This is a genomic window from Shewanella sp. SR43-4 (assembly GCF_014163845.1).
GTDB lineage: Bacteria > Pseudomonadota > Gammaproteobacteria > Enterobacterales > Shewanellaceae > Shewanella > Shewanella vesiculosa.
On record NZ_JACJEB010000010.1, the window covers coordinates 118,026 to 136,342 of the forward strand.

The window sequence follows — 18,317 nt, forward strand, 5'->3', positions numbered from 1 at the left end:
ATGAGTCGTGAATAACACGAAAATAAGTCATTATTGTTTTGGATATTCAAAGTCGTGATATTTCGCGACTTATGTTTTGCAATGGTTATAATGAGCATATGCATTGGTAACCTTAAGATTGACTATGACTGACTCTACAACCACTGACTATATTGGCTCTGATCATTTTCTACCCGAAAATACTCTATTGCTTAATGCCATGACAGAGGGCGTATATGGTTTTGATTTAGCGGGTAATGCAGTATTTATCAATCCCGCGGCAGAACAAATGACCGGCTGGAAAAGTGCCGAATTAATTGGCAGAAATATTCATGACTGTCATCATCATAGTCATGCTGATGGCAGTCATTATCCTCAGCATGATTGCCCTATTTATCGCACCTTACATGATGCTATCCCTCGGCAAGTGACCGACGATGTATTTTGGCGTAAAGATGGCAGCAGCTTTCCAGTGTATTACAGTTCCACCCCAGTATATGATCAGCAACAACTCGTCGGTGTTATCGCGATATTTCGTGATGTAAGCATGCAAAAACATACCGAGCAATCATTGAGACAAGCATTGGCACAAGTGCAGGCTTTGTCAGAACGGTTAGCATCAGAAAATCAATACTTACTCACTGAGCTTCAAGGTCAGCAAGGTGCCTCAGGAATATCGGGTAATAGCCAACCTATCAAGCAACTCATTCAACAGATCCACTTAGTCGCAAATACCGACAGTACGGTATTAATTTGTGGTGAAAACGGCACCGGCAAAGAGTTAGTTGCGCGTAACTTACATAGGCTAAGTCATCGTAAAGACCAGCCTATGGTAAGTGTTAACTGCGCTGCATTTTCGACGGCCTTGTTAGAAAGTGAGCTTTTTGGGCATGAAAAAGGTGCATTTACTGGCGCCACAGCGCGTCGCAAAGGCCGATTTGAATTAGCCAATAATGGCACCTTATTTTTAGATGAAATTGCCGAACTAAGTTTATCGGCACAATCTAAATTGTTGCGAGTGATTCAAGAGCAAAGCTTCGAGCGTGTTGGCAGTAGTGAAACCATTAAGGTTAATATTCGCTTAGTTGCTGCCACCCATCACGATTTAGCCGCACGAGTAGAACAGGGCTTGTTTCGTATGGACTTATATTACCGCCTAAACGTATTTCCAATTACCGTGCCTCCTTTACGAGAGCGCCGTGAAGATATTCCACAATTGGTCAGTGATTTAGTCACATCACTGAGTAAAAAGCTTGGAAAAAAAATCACTAAAGTGAGTGCTAAAGGGCTGAAGAACTTACAGCAATATGCTTGGCCAGGTAACGTGCGAGAGTTACAAAACCTGATTGAGCGAGAAATGATTTTATCGCAAAGTGGCCATTTACTGTTTAATACTTTGCCCGCAGTGGTTGCCCCTCCGTTGGCAGCCAGCACGTTAACCATGGCACAAGCCGAAGCCGCGCATATTATTACAGTATTAAATGCTAGCCATTGGCGTATTTCTGGCCCGTTTGGTGCAGCTGCAATGCTAGATATGCCGGCGAGTACCTTGCGATCTCGGATGAAAAAGTTAGCCATTACGCGCTAATTTTTATTACTCACTTTATTAAGTCGCGATATATCGCGTAAAAGATGATATATCGTGATTTTTATTTATGGGGTTTTTGTTTTAGTTGTTTAAAATTATGCTGTTAAGGTGATTCTTGAGTTGGCTTAGTCTTTGCTATAACAGGGCAATATTGTGTTATAGGAATATCTTCATGCCTAAATTATCATCTCAAACACCGGCAGTGATTATGCCAGTCGATAACGCTGCCATTTCACAACGGATCCCAGTGGTGCAAATTGCTACGCCGTCGACAAAAATTCATGTTCGAGAACAGAAGGGCGTTTTTCAACGACTGCGTCAGCACAGTAATACTTTACTGATTACGATTTTTTTCCTGATCCCATTTATCAATTACCAAGGCCGGCAAGCCATTCTGTTTGATGTAACCGAACAGCAATTCTTTTTCTTCAATATCACCTTGTGGCCACAAGACTTTACCGTATTAGCATGGTTTTTTATGGCTGCTGCTTTTGGGCTGTTTTTTGTTACTGTTTACTGGGGGCGGGTGTGGTGTGGTTTTTTGTGTCCACAAACCGCGTGGACCTTTATTTACATGTGGGTTGAAGCCAAAGTAGAGGGTAATCATCATCATCGGGCGGCGTTAGATAAAGCCCCATGGTCGTTGAGTAAAGTGCGTAAACGAGTGACTAAGCATGCGGTGTGGATGGTGTTTGCCTTGCTGACCGGCTGCGGATTTATTGGTTACTTTATGCCTGCTCGCGAGTTGTATGTTGATATTTTTAGTGCAAGCAGTGGCTTTTGGACTGGCACATGGGTGTGGTTTTTTGCCATCTGCACTTATTTAAATGCCGGCTGGATGCGTGAAATGATGTGTTTGCATTGCTGTCCTTACTCACGTTTTCAAGCGGTGATGTTTGACGCCAATACTAAAACGGTTAGCTATGATGCTGCTAGAGGTGAGTCTCGTGGGCCACGTAAACGTTCACAAAAAACGGAGCTAGGTGACTGTGTAGACTGTAATTTGTGTGTTGATGTTTGCCCAACTGGGATTGATATTCGTAACGGCTTGCAATACGAATGTATTAACTGTGGTGCCTGTGTTGATGCATGTAATCAGACTATGGAAAAATTTGGTTATGCCGCTAATTTAATCAGCTTTACCAGCGAGAATGCCTTAACAGGACAAGCAAAAGCCAGTTTGTGGTCACTAAAATCTCTCGGTTATGCCAGTGCACTATTGATTATGATTATTCTGATCATTAGCGATTTAAGCCATTTAAGCCATATACAGCTTAATGTGATCCGCGATCGCCAAACCTTGTATCGTCAAGTGGGCGTCGACCAGGTTGAAAACAGCTATCAGCTCAAAATTCGCAATAAAACGCAACAAATGGCTTTTTATCAAATCAGTATCCACAGTGACGATGCTCAAGAGCAAGTATTGCAAATCGTTACCGACAGCTTGATTGCGATAAAACCTGCAGAACAACTGGATTATCCGTTGACCGTCAGTGGCCGCTTAAGTAACCGAGCGAGTGATAGTCCGCAACAAACAGTGCAATTTAGGGTCACCCAAATTCAAAGCTTGGAAAATCCAACGCCAACGGAACCAGCGAACCAGACCTCGCAAACATCACGGTTCTTTTGGCCATAATCTCGTAATCTCTGTATCTTAGTATGACGACATAAAGACGTGCTGACCTTACTCGATGCAACACAGCAACATGGTTAAGTAACAAAAAGGCTTGTCGCATTATTAATGGGACAAGCCTTTTTTGCTAAATGGTCGCAGTGTTATCGCGCTAACGTATTAACGCTGATGCAGTGCGTAGTCGCTGCCGTCTTTAGCGGTAAACACTTTACAGTTGCCTTCGGTTGGCTGACAGCCTGTGTGGATTAAGCTAATCCATTGTTTGTATGGCGTCGGCAAATTCTTAATTGGAATCGCAACCTGAATGTCTTCAATATTAGCCTGGTCTGTGGTGCCCATTTGTCCTTGGCGGTCGAAGCTAATCTCAACATGGGTATCATTATTCTTTAACACCACTGAAGTCGGTTCACTTTTATGACCCGTCAATGCCACAAATTGACATGGATTTTGTAAACCACACTGAGAACCATCTTTCAAAAATGCTAATAAGTGGGTGTAGTAAACAACATAGCTGCTGACATCTTGGTGTGAGCCTTCGGCTAATGGAAATTGTGCATCCAAAAAGTCTTTTGCATTTGTGCTGCGATCCTGTGGATTGGTCGTTGCCACAAATTGCTCACCAATGAAGCGGTTAAGGTTTTGGGTGGCTGTTGCGCTTGCTTGAGTAGACATATTCATCGCCTTATTCCTCTTCGTGTTGTTGTCGGTCAGAAACCTTTGTCATTATTGTTTATCATTAAGCTCTGTTAGCAGCTTGATTTTTAGTCTATGCTATTTTTACAAACAATTTCACAATAAAAATTTTACAGTGTGAATTATACAAAATGAGAAATGAAAAAAGCCTAATGCGAAAGACCCATTTTTTGGGCACAAAGATAAGAAACTTGCGTAAACGCAATAACTTAACCATGGAAGACTTGTCAGCTCGTTGTGTACGTGTTGATTCAGGTAATTCGCCATCTGTGTCATATTTGTCGATGATCGAACGCGGAAAGCGTGTTCCGAGTGCAGATATGTTGGCGGTAATTGCGGTCGTTTTTCAAAAAGAAGTGGAATGGTTTCTTGATGATGTGCCAGAAGATGAAGCCATTACGCCGGAAAAAGGCAATAAAGGTGGCATTAGTGGTATGCCGCTGGAGCCGAGTTTTTTGTTTTCTAATGACATTCTGCAAATTGCTATTCCTGAAATGTTGTCGCAAACCGGCACCAGTGGCCGCCAGTTTGCTCATTTACTCATCCGCGCGCACCAAGAGCATCATCAAAATCATTTTCCTGATTTAGAGCGCGCCGCCGAAGAGGTCGGCTTAAAACGCATGCCGCTTGCCACTGAAGATATTATCGATATCGCCAAAGGCATGGGCTTAAAAATTAAATGGATCGACCGGGTTCCACAAGAAGTGATCAACGAAATGGGTGTCAGTGCTAAGCAGTTAGTGACTTCATTTTTTGAGCCGCCGGGGACTATTTACATTAGTAATATGTTGAAAAACAGACCCAGTAGATTGCGCTATGATTTGGCCGTGCACATAGGTCATTGTGTATTACACAATAAAGATGGCTTAAAGAGTGTGATGATGTCGGGTCGCCGTGATGACTTTGATGATGCTCTTGTCCCTCAATCCAATACATTGAATGCACAAGATATTTTACATGCATGGCGCGATTTTGAATCAAGCTTCTTTGCCGGTGCTTTGTTGTGTCCAAAAGTGCCGTATCGACAGTTACTGGATCGTCATGGCTATGAGATTAGTGTGCATAAGCAATTGCAGGTGTCAGCTTCAGTGGCTATGCGCCGCATGACAGTGGTATCACCTTATCCCCATTGGCATTATTTTGATGCCTATGCGCCGGGTAAGTTAAAAGCTGTGTATCGCGGTAATGGTATTCCTTTGCCTTGGGGCAATATGCGCCTAGTGGAAGATCCTTGTCAGCATTGGGCTGTATTTAGGATGCTTAACGAGCAAGTCGAGGGTACCTCTGCGCAAATATCGATTTTAAATGTTGGTAATGAACCACGTATTTATTGCTGTGAATCGATTAAAGTGGACGACTCGGCGGGCAATGCACATGTGTTATGTGCCGGAATAGATTTAAATCCGGCGATTGAAGCGCAAGGCAAAGACGCTCAGTCGATTGCTCATGATTTGAAACAGGCTTGTGCTACGGGCGGCGGCTCTATCGTTATCCCTAAACACATCCAAAAAGATCTCACCAGTGTGGCAAAAATTCTGAACATTAATTGGATTGAACGTGGGATTAAAAAAGATGCCCAGTTAATTTGTTCGCGTGGTGCCGTGTGCCCGCGTCAGCCAAGTTGTTATGCCGCAGGGCGTAATTTATGTGAAGAAAACCATGGTTAAGTCGTCCTTGGTGTATGCCGCATCAACATAAGTTGATGCGGCTTCAAGCAACATCTGATGTACCTAAAGGGGAAACTTTACCGTCACGCAAAGCCCGCAGTTGTTTACAGGATCTGCTGGGGTTAAGCTAATTTTTGCATCCATCTGCTGCACAATACTCGCCACAATCGCTAAGCCTAAACCTGAGCCATATTCATTACTGCCTAATATGCGATAAAAAGGTTCAAACACTTTTTGAACTTCAGTATTTGCGATACCTGGGCCCGTATCTTTGATGGTCATCTCTATGCCTTGCTCGGTTTCAATAATACTCAAATCAACTTTACCGCCACTAGGTGTATAGCGGATAGCATTGTCGATCAGGTTGTGAATTAAGGTTTTTAAACGGACAGGGTTGGCGTTGAGCTGGGCGTTGCTATCTTGGCTAAAGCCCAAATCAATCTCTTTCGCTTCCACAAGTGGGTATAGCTCTTCAATCACCTCAGTGAATACTGTTTTTAGTGAGGTTTGTTGATGTTGTTGGATGCTGTTGTCTTGTTGACGCGCCATCGATAATAGTTGTTCTAGCAGATGGATACTGCGACTGATCCCAGCTTGTAATGCATTTAGTTTCTGACGCGCATCGTCGGTTAACTCTGTTTGCTGAAGACGTTGAGCCTGCAACGACAGCGCCGTGATAGGCGATCGGAGTTCATGGGCGGCATCGGCAATAAAGCGCTTTTGGCTAGTAATAACCTGGCTGTTTTTGCTGAGTAAGCGATTAATCGCCTCAACAAAGGGCACAATTTCACTCGGCAATTGAGTAGTGGGAATTAACTGTAAATCGTGCTCAGTTTGACGGTCTACATCGTGGGCTAAAATGCTAATTGGACTCAGAATTTTACCTAGAATATAGCCGAGTAATAATAATAAAATCGGAATTAATACTAACAATGGCATTAGGGTATGCAGCGCGGTTTCAAAGGCGATGTTGTCACGAATGGCGGTCTCTTGGGCGACGGCTATTCGCTGCGAGGATGATAAGGTGCGCACAAATACTCGCCATGACTGTGTGGCTAAATTAACCGTGTGAAATCCATCAGTTAAATTGTTCGGCAAGGCTAGGATATTTTTCGCTATAGGATTGCTTGCTGGATTGTCACCCAATAACTGCACCGAAACTTGAAACTCCAACTGATCTTGGCTTAACGGGGTTAGTTTGCTGTCGTTTGGGGTCAGCGAGTAACGGTCAAATAGCACAGCCATTTGTTGCAATACATCATCTTGTAGCTCATGGGCTTCTTCAAAAGCACTGCTAAAAGTAAAGCTGGCAGCAATGATCGCAACAGACAAAATTGCTGCTGAAATCCAATAAGATAATCGCGTTTTTAACGAGTTACGGGGGCATTTTTTGACACCATCCATCCTACACCTCTGACATTTTTAATGGTTTCTGTACCCAGTTTTTTACGCAAACAATGGATTAAAAACTCTACCGCATTGCTTTCTACTTCTTCACCCCAGGCATAAATACGTTCTTCTAAATCACTTTTTGAATGAATTGAACCGGGTCGGATAAGCAATGTTTGCAGTAAAGCGAACTCACGGTTAGACAGTAAGATATTATCTTGATCGAGGGTTTTGGCTTCATGTGTGGCAGGGTTTAGCCACACAATATTATTGGTTAATTCAGGCGTATGCTGGTTGGCATTGCGCCTTGCTACCGCACGGATGCGAGCCTGTAGTTCGCTCATATCAAAGGGCTTAATGACATAATCATCGGCACCTAAATCGAGCCCTTTGACTCTGTCTTCTAAGCTATCTCTGGCGGTAATAATGATCACCGCCAGAGCGGGGTGCTGAGCTCGAATATATTGCATCACTTGCAAGCCATCCAGCTTAGGTAAGCCAAGGTCGAGCAACACCACATCATATTGCTGGCAACGTAAACTGTGCAGCGCCGCTTCGCCATCGCATATCCAATCAACCGCATAGGCGACATCTTTTAAGGCACTTTGCATGGCATCACCAATCATTTTATCGTCTTCTACTAATAAAATACGCATAGCACCTCAATCGAACACAATGACACACAGTGGAAAGTCTTAATTAATGATTCTTTGTTGCAGCTTGCTGCTTAAATAGCATTAAACACAACACCATACCAAAGAGTAGTGCCGCCGATGCAGTAAAGCGACTAAATTCTAATCCACCATGGCTAATGGGTTTATCTAAAAAGTCACCGACTACAGCACCTAAAGGTCTGGTTAAAATAAAGCTAAGCCAAAACAACAGTGTGCGAGATATTGGGCTCCAAAGATAGGCGGCTAATAATACTAATAGCATACTACCAAAGATAAGCGCGCTGGCATCGTAACCTAAACCGGCGCTATCCACAGTCCAGTCGCCTAAAGCTGTACCTAGGGTTTGTGACAGTAAAATCGTGACCCAATAAAAGCATTCGGTTTTGGTATTGTTTATCGATTGATTAGACAGGCTACCGGCACTGACGTACCAAATTGAAAATGACATGCACAATAAGCTCACCAGTAACAGTGTGCCCCCGGTATAGCCTATGCCTAATGAGCGGTCGGCAAAGTCTGCCATGGTAGTGCCTGCAGTCGTTGTGGCGATAATGGTGGCCCAATAAATACTCGAAGAATAATGTTTACTGCGAATTTGTATTGCTACCGCTATCGCGAATAAACCGATAAAAATAACTGAGCTCACTAAATAGCCGAGGTTAAGCGACATCGATAAAGCATCACCTGCCGTTTCGCCTAAGGTGGTCGCCAGTATTTTAACCAGCCAAAATATTAAGGTGACTTGTGGCACTTTAGCCCGCGCCTGCTGTTGTAGTGTTTCCATATCGATACTCACTTATGTTGATCCATTATTGGCTTTTTTGCTGTTTGGCGCGCACTGAAAGGTAAGCTACAAGTGCAACAATAATCGCTAAAAAAACAATACTGGTGCTGGTGGTGCCAAACCCAAAGCCACCTTTACGAACCGGTTGTGACAATAAATCACCGATAGAGGCACCCAGTGGGCGGGTTAAGATATATGCCAACCAAAAGCACAATACTGCATTGGCTTTGAAGCGATAAAAAGCCACGCTAATGACGGTGATTAAACCACCAAATATCAAAGCCGAAAGGCCGTAGCCAACATTCATGTCTTCAGATACCCAATCACCGACTGCAGTGCCTAAAGCAAAGGTAATGAGAATGGCCAGCCAATAAAATAATTCACGCTTAAGAGTGACAATGGAATGAATCGATAAAGTACGTTCTTTGCTAAACCAGTATGCAAATGTTGCCGCTAATAATAGGCTAAACACCGCAGTCGATACTGGCAAAGGCACATCAAGTTTGTCTGTGAGAATGTCGGTGACTAAGGTGCCAAAAATACTGATAAGTACCACTACACCCCAATAAGCATATGGGCGATAGCGAGTTTGCTTAAGCTGCACCAATAAGGCGACAAGTAATAATATCCCCATGATGATGCTGGTATTAATCATGCCTACATGAAGATGGAAGCTAAGATAATCTGCTGCGGTTTCTCCCACCGTGGTCGACATCATTTTTATTACCCAAAAGATCAGCGTGATTTCGGGCACTTTATTAAGCCAAGTATTTGGTGATAGGTCATTCGGTGTTGTATGAATAGATGATGCTTTGGTTAAAGGTTTCATAAGGACTCCTGATCCAACAGTGAAACAGATTTAGCACTATCTTGCCGCGCAATACTTAGGCCAAACATAGGGCGGTGATATCAACCATAAATATGTTAGCCAGATGAGTTCAACGTTTGGACTGCATTCCAATATCTCTGCTTGGTAACAGATCCCGCTAAAATTTCTACTCATAATTGATAAGTCGATATTTGTTGTTATTTTCACCAAACATTAACAATAGTTCCCGTTTTGGAATTGATTCCATCGATATGATGAAGCGTCAATAATATAAAAAGGGGTGATAACCTATGAGCAATATCGATCTATTAGGGCGCCGAAAGTTTATTGCTGGTCTAGGCATTGCTGCTGGTGCAGCGATGGTAGCACCAGCAATGGCTGTGTCTGAAAAGGCAGAAGGAGTTAAATGGGACAAAGAAGTTGAAATCGTCATTATTGGTTCTGGTTTTGCGGGTTTAGCTGCCGCAATCGAAGCCACCAAACATGGTGCAACAGACGTCCATATATTTGAAAAAATGTCCTATTTTGGCGGTAACTCGGCAATTAACGGTGGGCTTTTTGCCGCACCAGGCACGCCGATGCAAAAGAAAGAAGGCGTTGAAGACTCAGTAGACAAAATGGTTAATGACCAATTATTGTCTGGCCGTGGCATTGCCGATGAAGGGTTATTACGTCATGTCGCATCTCATGCGGTTGAAGCGTTACAAATGACCTTAGATGCGGGTTCTGAATACCATCCTTACTTACAACAACTGGGCGGTCACTCGGTTGCACGTACTTACCAAACGACGGTAAGTTGCGGAGCCGGTATTACTCAGCCATTGTACAAAGAGTGTAAACGTATTGGTGTAAACACCCACAATCGTTCAAAATTTGAAGGATTCCTCGTCGGTAATAAAGGCGAAGTTGTTGGTGTTAAAATGCGTCAAAACTATCACTTTGGCGAAGATCAGCCTGGTAAGGTTCTCAATATTCGCGCCAAACGTGGTGTGATTATGGCTACTGGTGGCTTTGCGCAAAACGTTGATTTACGGATGGCGCAAGATCCAACCTTAACTGCAGATGTGGGTTGCACCAACGCACCAGGTGCAACAGGCGAGGGCATGTTTGAAATGTTCCGTTTAGGGGCTATCCCTGTGCATTTAGCTCACATTCAATCTGGTCCTTGGGCTTCACCTGATGAAGGTGGCTTTGGTTATGTGTCTAACTATTCAATTTTCAATTTACCTCACTCAATTGCCGTTAGCCGGACAACTGGTAAGCGTTTCATGAATGAAATTGCCGATCGCAAAACACGTGCTGATGCTGAATTAAGTAACCGTGATGAAAAAGGCAATCCTGTACCACCACTGTTGATTTCAAGCTTTAAAGATTCTAAAGCGCATCCAAATACCGAAAAAGTGATTAAGTACAATGTCGGCTGGAAGTTTGATTCAGTTGAAGAGTTGGCAACACACTTTGGTGTGCCTTTAGCGGGCTTAACAGCACAAATCGCTGAATACAATGGCTATGTAAAAACGGGTGAAGATAAGCAATTTGGTAAAGATATGACCTTGGCGAAAAATAAAATGATCGAAGCGCCATTTACTGTCGTTCGCTTGTGGCCAAAAGTGCATTACTGCCAAGGCGGTGTAAAAGTAAACACCAAAGCCGAAGTAACAGATAGTTTTACTGGTAAGTCTATTACTGGCCTTTATGCCGCTGGTGAAGTGTGTGGTGGTATTCATGGTGTTAGTCGTCTAGGGAGTTGTTCTATTCCAGAATGTATGGTGATGGGTATGACTGCAGCTAGAAGTCTCATGAAAGTTTAATTAGACCAGTGAACAAGAGGAATCATTAATGAAAAACTTTAATATTATACTTGGGCTGGTACTACTTGGATTAACCAGTTTATCAGTACAGTCAGCAGAGATCCGTGACTATCATAAAGAGGTTATCGGTAAAGACTGTAAAACCTGTCATGACAATGGCATCAAGCAGTTTCCATCTGATCAATCCTGTTTGCAGTGTCATGATGTTGATGACTTAGCAAAGAAAACCGCCCGAAGTGAAGAAGACAAGTGGCAGAACCCACACAATAACCTTCACTATGGCAAAGATGTACCTTGCCAAGAGTGTCATGGCGAACATACACCTAAAAAACCATTATGCAGTAACTGTCATACGTTTAAGTTTGATAAGCATAAAGGCTAAACTAATTTAAATTTATATTAGTTCAATAAGCCACATATTAAGTATTTAATGTGGCTTTTATATTTTAATCGCTAGACAGCCACGCTTCACTTTTATCCCCTCTTAAATGCCAATCATAGATTGGTTTTTTTCTATTTTTACCCACATTAACATCTAAGTGCAATCACACTTTTTTCAGTTAACTGACTAATAAACCTGCAGACAAAACACCTCTTTTGGATTGCAATGCAGTTAATTGATCCAGGTCTACATTCGGCCAAGCTCAACAGAGTAATATCGCGATCTTTAAAGTAGCAATCGCTGCTATTTCATTGACGTATTTTGGTTTGAATAGAGTTAACACTATGATGATAATAGAAATAATAATTGTGCTTGGGTCTATTTACCTTGGTGCAAGAATGGGCAGTATAGGGATAGGTTTTGCTGGCGGCGTAGGGGTATTAATTCTTACCGTCGGTTTAGGATTAATACCTGGTGCGATCCCTATCGACGTGATGCTGATTATTATGTCAGTGATCACCGCGATTGCTGCGATGCAAGAGGCAGGAGGAATGGAGTATTTGGTGTCAATAGCGGAGAAACTACTGCGTAAACACCCTAAGCACATCACATTTTTAGCGCCAATGGTAACGTATTTTATGACCTTATTTGCCGGAACGGGCCACACTGCATTCTCGACATTACCAGTTATAGCCGAAGTCGCCAAAGAGCAGGGCATACGACCATCTCGGCCTCTATCTATCGCAGTTGTCGCCTCGCAAGTTGCCATCACGGCCTCTCCTATTTCTGCCGCAGTGGTGTTTTTCTCGGGTATTTTAGAACCGTTCGGGGTGGATTATTTAGTGCTATTAGCCGTATGCATCCCTTCAACCTTTATTGCTTGTTTAATTGGTGCCGCTGTTGCCTCGATGCTCGGTAAACCGTTAGCGCAAGACCCCATTTATCAACAGCGTTTAGCCAGCGGACTCGTCAATATTCGGGGTGAAACCCAAGTCACTTTGCAACCTGGCGCTAGAAGGTCGGTGGCTATTTTTCTAGTCGCGATAGTGGCGGTAATGTCTTACGCCACAGCCATTTCTGACAAAGTGGGCTTAATTGTGAACCCAGTGCTGTCGCGCGATGTGGCGATTATGTTGTTTATGCTATCTGCCGCAGCGGCGATCACTTGGTTTTGCCGTTTAGATGCCAGCAAGATTTCTAATGCATCAACGTTTAAGTCGGGCATGTCAGCGTGTATTTGTGTGTTGGGCGTAGCTTGGTTGGGTGACACCTTTGTGTCTAATCATATTGACGAGATAAAAGCGGTTGCGGGAACCTTGCTTCAAAGTCAGCCATGGTTATTATCGGTGGCATTATTTTTTGCTTCTATGTTGCTCTATTCTCAAGGTGCGACCACTAAAGCGTTAATGCCAGCTGCATTGGCAATTGGGGTGAGTCCATTAACGGCAGTTGCTTCGTTTGCGGCGGTGAGTGCGTTATTTGTATTACCGACTTATCCGACGTTATTGGCGGCGGTAGAAATGGATGACACTGGCTCCACTCGTATTGGCAAGGCGGTGTTTAACCACCCATTTTTAATCCCAGGCGTAGTGACCATAGTATCGAGTGTGTTATTGGCCTTTTTGTTTGGCAGCTTGATTCTGTAACCTCACAGTATGCGGCTTGGTATAGTAGTGATGTTAGTTGATTTGATAGCCTTTATGCTCAACATTGGCTTTTATTAAATTAATTAATTGCAAGGTCGCATAGGTTTGAGTCTCTGGGTTGAGGTAAAGTGATTCGTTAAACATCGGCAGTGGCGGTAAGCCATGTTCAAGTGGATCTAAAATTTGCATTTTATCGTTTATTCTAAATTCGGCTACCGGTGCAATCACAAGATCATTTTCGACCGCCATCGATAACGCTTGTGGGGATGGTGTTGACAGTAATACCCTTATCGGACGCATAGATAATTGATGATTGGCGAATACTTGTGCTCGAATAGGGCAGTTTTCTGGGTATAAGCCCACGGGGATGGTTTTGTTTTTATGGGCGTTACCGTTAGCTGCTGCGGCCCAATGAAAGCGGCGCGTAAATAACAGTTCGCCGTTGACGGGGGCTTGCCAGTGAGTTGCGACTATCACGTCAAACTCGCCTTGATGGAGTCGTTTATATAAATTGCCACTTACATCGGTATCGATAACTAATTCAATATTGGTAAATTCACGAATAAACTCTAATAAGCAGCTGCTTAGGTAGCACTTGATAAAATCGGTTGGCACACCAAGGCGGATCACTTCGCGATTTTGACAATCTTTTAACTCATCAAGTGCCTGTAAGTTAAGTTGCATCATTTTATAGGCATAGCTCAGCAAGGTTTCACCTGACTCGGTCAAGGTGACGCCTTTGTTGTCCCTAATCAGCAAAGTTTGACCGACACTTTCTTCAAGCTTTTTAACTTGTAGGCTCAACGTTGATTGGGTTCGGCAAATTTTATCAGCCGCTTTTGACAAGTTGCCACATTCAGCAACAGCGATAAAACTTTCAAGTAAGTCAATTTTTAACATGGGCTATTGAGTAAGTTCATAGTGGTATAAGTATTACTCAATTTAGGCTATCCACAAAGCTTGCTATAGTGTAACTGTGAGGTGTTAATGGTTATTTAATTAAAATATCTTGGAGTAAGGAATGGGTAGCTGGGAGGATCGTGGGAACTACTTGATTGAAGTGTCACAACGTTGTTTAAAAGGCCATAAAACCTTTGATTTATGCCGCTCGCATCTAGTTCAAGCCAGCCAGATATCCAAGGGCACTATTTATAATCACTTTACCTCAGAGGCCGATTTAATTGTGGCCGTAGCCAGTGCAGATTATCGTCATTGGTTAATTCAAGCCGAACAAGATACACAGCAATATAGTGATCCCTATTTACGGTTTATTTTTCATCATTGCCAACGTTTGTACCGTATTTTATCAGAACAATCATTTGTTATTGCTAGAGTGATCCCCAACGAGTCAATACTAATACAAGCCAGCGATTATTATCGTGCCCGTTTTGAGCGAGTACTTAAACAATATCAACAATGGAATGCACAAACCCTGACAGAGATTGGTGAGGTTGGTGGCTTTAATCGTGGTGAGTTGCTTTGTGACTATTTACGCGGTGCTATGATCAACAGTGACGATGCACAAAAGCATCCCGACGATGCTGAAATGTACTACCAGTTTAGTTTTGCCATGACCCAGCTCATGGGCCATTCACACAAACGCATGCCCACGATTAATACATTCTTGCAGTGGCTAGCCGGTAAACCCGCATAAATAATTTATCTTCGCTCTTGAACTCTAAATGCCATGCACGGCATGGATCCCTTAACTTCAGTTAACGGCTTGCTCTGGAGCGCATTTGGCCAGCTTGGGACAATTATTAATCGCAGTCATTTAAGCGTTTTCTAAACTAAAATCGATAATGGCCCACCTACCTATCTACTCACACAATCGTGTTTTAGTACATCAGTAAAATATGGCGATGCTATGTTTACAACAGCATGAACCTGAGCTCCTAAATGCTAGAGAGTAGCAGATAAAAATCATGTCGCCTTGAGCCCACGCCAACACTGAATGTACTTTTTAAGTGTTTGTATTTATTGTTTTTATATTTTTTGACACGGTTGATATTTGTTGTTGGGTTAGTCGTGTTAGTTGATACCTTGTTATAAATAGCGTTATCACCAAGCTAACACTCATAGTATTTGGCAAACTAATTGAAAAGTTAGGACGCAAAGCTTCCGGTCTAAGGTGGTAAATTAATTTTTACGAAACTAAGATAGCGGAGTTGCCGCAGAGCTCAGGTTCTGCGTGAAACGAACAGCCGTTTTTTTAACGCTGTTGTTTGCCAAAATACCACTTTGATATTGATATCGAGGCCTATCACTTATTTTTAAGTAATAGGTAACCAATGGAGTGCATTTAAGTGGCAAATCTTCCTGTTTTACCTCATGTTTCTAAATTAAGCCTACTCGCAGCCTCACTCATGGCTGCAAATTCTTTCGTCAGTCTGTCTGTTGAAGCGCATGGTTATGTGCTATCGCCAGAGTCACGCTCATACGCTTGTAAAACTGGCAATAATGCAAGCTGTGGCGCCGTTCAGTGGGAGCCACAAAGTGTTGAAGGGCCTTCGGGATTCCCTGAATTAGGCCCTGAAGATGGTAAGTTAGCGAGCGCTGCAAATGGTGCCTTTTCTCCTCTAGATGTTCAGAGTCCGGTCCGTTGGTCTAAAACGGATATCAACGCCGGATGGCAGCAATTTACTTGGCAGTTTACCGCTAACCATGTCACCCGTAACTGGCGCTATTATATTACTCGCCAGGGGTGGGACCAAAACCAAGCCTTAAGCCGCGCGAGTTTCGATTTAGCGCCTTTTTGTGTGGTCGATGGTGGCATGGTTCAGCCACCTAAATTAGTTACTCATGACTGTTATGTGCCAGAGGGACTAAGTGGTTACCACGTTATTTTAGCCGTATGGCAAGTCGGTGACACCAGCAATAGTTTCTATAATGCTATTGATGTCAATTTGAGTTCAGGCCCGGGAATCCCTAACGAATGGCAAGATGTGGGTGACATTAATCCGTCACTGGATCTCAAGGCTGGTGACAAAGTGATGACCAGGGTATTTGATGCTAATGGCGAGCAGCTCTCTAAGCAAACCACGATTACAATTACCGATGCGACTCAAGGTGATAAACAGAATTGGCCTTTCCTTCTTGCCAGCACTATTAATGCGCAGCAATCACAACTCAAAGCAGGACAAAAGAATGCTGCTGGCAGTATCATGCCGGTTTACGGTAAAAATGATATTTTTACCCTAACTGACTCAGGTATTGAGCGTGTCGAAGTCGAGTTTGATTTAGCGCCTGCCCCAGGGAATCAACTCGATGTGACCTCGCTTGCTGATGCAATTCAAATCAACGATGGTGCGGCTCAAGTGAGTTTTGATGTGACAACCAATTCCGCTATGCAAGTGTCAGCTTATTTATTTAATCATGATGGCGTTGCATCTGGATTTGTGAGTCAAGCGGTTAATAATACCAATGCGAGTTTAGTGCTGGAGGTTGTAGCACCTAAAGTTGGCCATTATCACTTACAAGTTAAAGGTGAACCTCAGCAAGGGGATGTCATCCAGCAGAACTTTGATGTGTTTTTAAAGGATGAGCTACCAGTACCAGAAGCCGACTTCGTGTTTCCAGCTGAAGTGACGCGTTATGTTACCGGTACTAAGGTTTTGCAGCCTAAGACAGGTAAGGTTTATCAATGTAAACCTTTCCCATACGGCGGCTACTGTATGCAGTGGTCAGCTTCTGCTACCAGTTATGAGCCGGGCGTAGGAGCCTCTTGGGCGGTAGCATGGACTGAATTGTAAAATCGGAACATCATATTAAGAGATTCAAATAGGTTTAAAGCTCTTTTTTAGGTTTAAATAAAGATAAAAAAACCGTGAATATCGATTAAGGAGTTCACGGTTTTTTATTGATTATCAGTAACTTATCTCATGGTAACAAATTCTTCAGCACCCGTTGGGTGTATTGCTACTACTGAGTCAAAATCTGCTTTAGTCGCGCCCATTTTTATGGCCACGCCAAAGCCTTGTAGTATTTCGTCCATACCAAAGCCGATACCGTGAATACCAACGACGACTTCATTATCACCTGCACACACTAGCTTCATTTTACAGGCTTGGCGATGTGCGGTTACTGCAGAGTACATTGAAGTAAATGTCGAGGTATAAACCTTAATATTGTCTTGGCCATATTTTTCAGCCGCTTCAGGCTCTGTTAAGCCCATAGTACCTATGGGTGGATGGCTAAAGACTACAGTAGGAATTAAGCTGTAATCCATTTTTGCATCGGGCATGTTACCGAATAAACGCTCTGACAATAAACGACCCGCTTTAACGGCAACAGGGGTTAATTCAACACCACCTGCCATAATGTCGCCAACACAATAAATCCCTTTTGCGGTAGTATTTTGTTGTTCATCAGTAATGACGTAGCCTTTTGCATCTAACTGCACGTCGGTATTTTCTAGACCGATATTACCCGTTGATGGTGAGCGGCCAATGGCCCAAATTAAGCAATCAACTGTTAAGCTTTCGCCATTTTCTAATTCTAAGGTGACACTGCCATCGACATTCTTACTGACCGACTTAGGTACACTATGGGTGTGCAGCGTTGGACCATCAGCGGCCATAGCATCGACTAATGCATCCGCTAGAATAGGATCGAAGTTGCGAAGTGGAGCATGCTTACGCACCAATAAATGTGTCTCGCTACCTAGGGCATGTAATACCCCGGCAACTTCAACCGCAATATAACCCGCACCTACCACAGCAACGCGTTTAGGTTGCTCGCGTAAAGCGAAGAAACCGTCTGAGTCGATACCGTATTCGGCGCCTGGAATATCAGGAATCGTCGGTGCACCACCAGTAGCAACCATAATATGGTCGGCTGTGTAATGCTCACCATTGACTTCAATGGTGTTGTTATTGACGAAGCGGCCATAGCCGTCTAATAAGGTCACGTTATTGTTGGCAAAACCACGGCCATAGGCATCATGAATGCGCCTAATATATGCTTCACGGCTATCAACTAGAGTGTTCCAATCGAATTTGTTGACGGTAACGTCAAAACCATAGTCTTTGGCGTAAAGGTTAAGTGCTTCGGCAATATGAGCGCCATACCACATGACTTTTTTGGGGACACAACCAAGGTTTACGCAAGTGCCGCCAACCTGATTTGCTTCAATAATTAATACTTTTGCGCCACGCATTGCTGCACGGTTTGCAGAGGCAATACCACCACTGCCTGCGCCAAGCGCGATATAGTCAAAATGTTGAGCCATGATGATCTCCAC

The 18,317-nt window shown here is 43.3% G+C and carries 15 protein-coding genes and 1 riboswitch; of the genes, 8 read left to right on the forward strand and 7 right to left on the reverse strand.

Annotation, left to right across the window (positions count from 1 at the left end):
• Positions 1-124: 124 nt before the first annotated feature.
• Positions 125-1,567 carry a sigma-54-dependent Fis family transcriptional regulator gene (locus H5123_RS13095; protein WP_182698248.1) on the forward strand — a complete coding sequence of 481 codons (1,443 nt, stop codon included), beginning with the start codon at positions 125-127 and terminating at the stop codon, positions 1,565-1,567.
• A 172-nt stretch (positions 1,568-1,739) separates the two neighbouring features.
• Positions 1,740-3,203: a cytochrome c oxidase accessory protein CcoG gene (gene ccoG, locus H5123_RS13100; RefSeq protein WP_182698249.1), complete on the forward strand. Its 1,464-nt coding sequence runs from the start codon at positions 1,740-1,742 to the stop codon at positions 3,201-3,203.
• A gap of 156 nt (positions 3,204-3,359) precedes the next feature.
• On the opposite strand, the gene H5123_RS13105 is transcribed toward ccoG, so the two are convergent.
• Positions 3,360-3,872, reverse strand: a complete 513-nt coding sequence (locus tag H5123_RS13105) for a malate synthase (protein WP_259395664.1) — start codon at positions 3,870-3,872, stop codon at positions 3,360-3,362.
• Between the two features lie 152 nt (positions 3,873-4,024).
• Between H5123_RS13105 and H5123_RS13110 the strand changes: the two genes are divergently transcribed.
• Positions 4,025-5,560 carry a DUF3612 domain-containing protein gene (locus H5123_RS13110; RefSeq protein ID WP_182698251.1) on the forward strand — a complete coding sequence of 512 codons (1,536 nt, stop codon included), beginning with the start codon at positions 4,025-4,027 and terminating at the stop codon, positions 5,558-5,560.
• Between the two features lie 63 nt (positions 5,561-5,623).
• Here H5123_RS13110 and H5123_RS13115 read toward each other — a convergent pair whose 3' ends face one another.
• The 4 genes from H5123_RS13115 to H5123_RS13130 are packed head-to-tail and all read right to left on the reverse strand — an operon-like array spanning position 5,624 to position 9,236.
• Positions 5,624-6,964 (reverse strand): HAMP domain-containing sensor histidine kinase, encoded by a 1,341-nt coding sequence (locus H5123_RS13115; protein WP_182698252.1) that lies wholly within the window; start codon positions 6,962-6,964, stop codon positions 5,624-5,626.
• On the reverse strand, positions 6,928-7,605 hold the full coding sequence (locus H5123_RS13120; protein ID WP_182698253.1) for a response regulator transcription factor: 678 nt from the start codon (positions 7,603-7,605) through the stop codon (positions 6,928-6,930). Before H5123_RS13120 ends, H5123_RS13115 begins: the two co-directional genes overlap by 37 nt.
• 43 nt (positions 7,606-7,648) lie before the next feature.
• Positions 7,649-8,407 (reverse strand): hypothetical protein, encoded by a 759-nt coding sequence (locus H5123_RS13125; protein WP_124016724.1) that lies wholly within the window; start codon positions 8,405-8,407, stop codon positions 7,649-7,651.
• Positions 8,408-8,432: 25 nt separating this feature from the next.
• Complete coding sequence (locus H5123_RS13130) at positions 8,433-9,236, reverse strand: hypothetical protein (RefSeq protein WP_259395296.1); 804 nt, start codon at positions 9,234-9,236, stop codon at positions 8,433-8,435.
• A 290-nt stretch (positions 9,237-9,526) separates the two neighbouring features.
• Here H5123_RS13130 and H5123_RS13135 point away from each other — a divergent pair, with 290 nt between their 5' ends.
• From H5123_RS13135 to H5123_RS13145, 3 genes are all read left to right on the forward strand, one after another.
• Positions 9,527-11,047, forward strand: coding sequence for a flavocytochrome c (locus H5123_RS13135; protein ID WP_182698254.1), 1,521 nt, complete (start codon positions 9,527-9,529; stop codon positions 11,045-11,047).
• 28 nt (positions 11,048-11,075) lie between these two features.
• Positions 11,076-11,429, forward strand: coding sequence for a cytochrome c3 family protein (locus H5123_RS13140; RefSeq protein WP_124016726.1), 354 nt, complete (start codon positions 11,076-11,078; stop codon positions 11,427-11,429).
• 344 nt (positions 11,430-11,773) lie between these two features.
• On the forward strand, positions 11,774-13,075 hold the full coding sequence (locus tag H5123_RS13145) for an anaerobic C4-dicarboxylate transporter (protein ID WP_182698255.1): 1,302 nt from the start codon (positions 11,774-11,776) through the stop codon (positions 13,073-13,075).
• Between the two features lie 33 nt (positions 13,076-13,108).
• On the opposite strand, the gene H5123_RS13150 is transcribed toward H5123_RS13145, so the two are convergent.
• Entirely contained in the window at positions 13,109-13,975 is an 867-nt protein-coding gene (locus H5123_RS13150; protein WP_182698256.1) for a LysR family transcriptional regulator, read from the reverse strand.
• Between the two features lie 121 nt (positions 13,976-14,096).
• On the opposite strand from H5123_RS13150, the gene H5123_RS13155 reads away from it, so the two are divergent.
• Both H5123_RS13155 and gbpA read left to right on the forward strand, forming a co-directional pair.
• Positions 14,097-14,729, forward strand: a complete 633-nt coding sequence (locus H5123_RS13155) for a TetR/AcrR family transcriptional regulator (protein ID WP_182698257.1) — start codon at positions 14,097-14,099, stop codon at positions 14,727-14,729.
• A 423-nt stretch (positions 14,730-15,152) separates the two neighbouring features.
• Positions 15,153-15,251, forward strand: a riboswitch (cyclic di-GMP riboswitch).
• 130 nt (positions 15,252-15,381) lie between these two features.
• Positions 15,382-16,827, forward strand: a complete 1,446-nt coding sequence (gene gbpA / locus H5123_RS13160; protein WP_182698258.1) for an N-acetylglucosamine-binding protein GbpA — start codon at positions 15,382-15,384, stop codon at positions 16,825-16,827.
• A gap of 122 nt (positions 16,828-16,949) precedes the next feature.
• Here the strand turns inward: gbpA and gorA are convergent, their stop codons facing one another.
• Complete coding sequence (gene gorA / locus H5123_RS13165; RefSeq protein WP_182698259.1) at positions 16,950-18,305, reverse strand: glutathione-disulfide reductase; 1,356 nt, start codon at positions 18,303-18,305, stop codon at positions 16,950-16,952.
• Between the last annotated feature and the right edge of the window lie 12 nt (positions 18,306-18,317).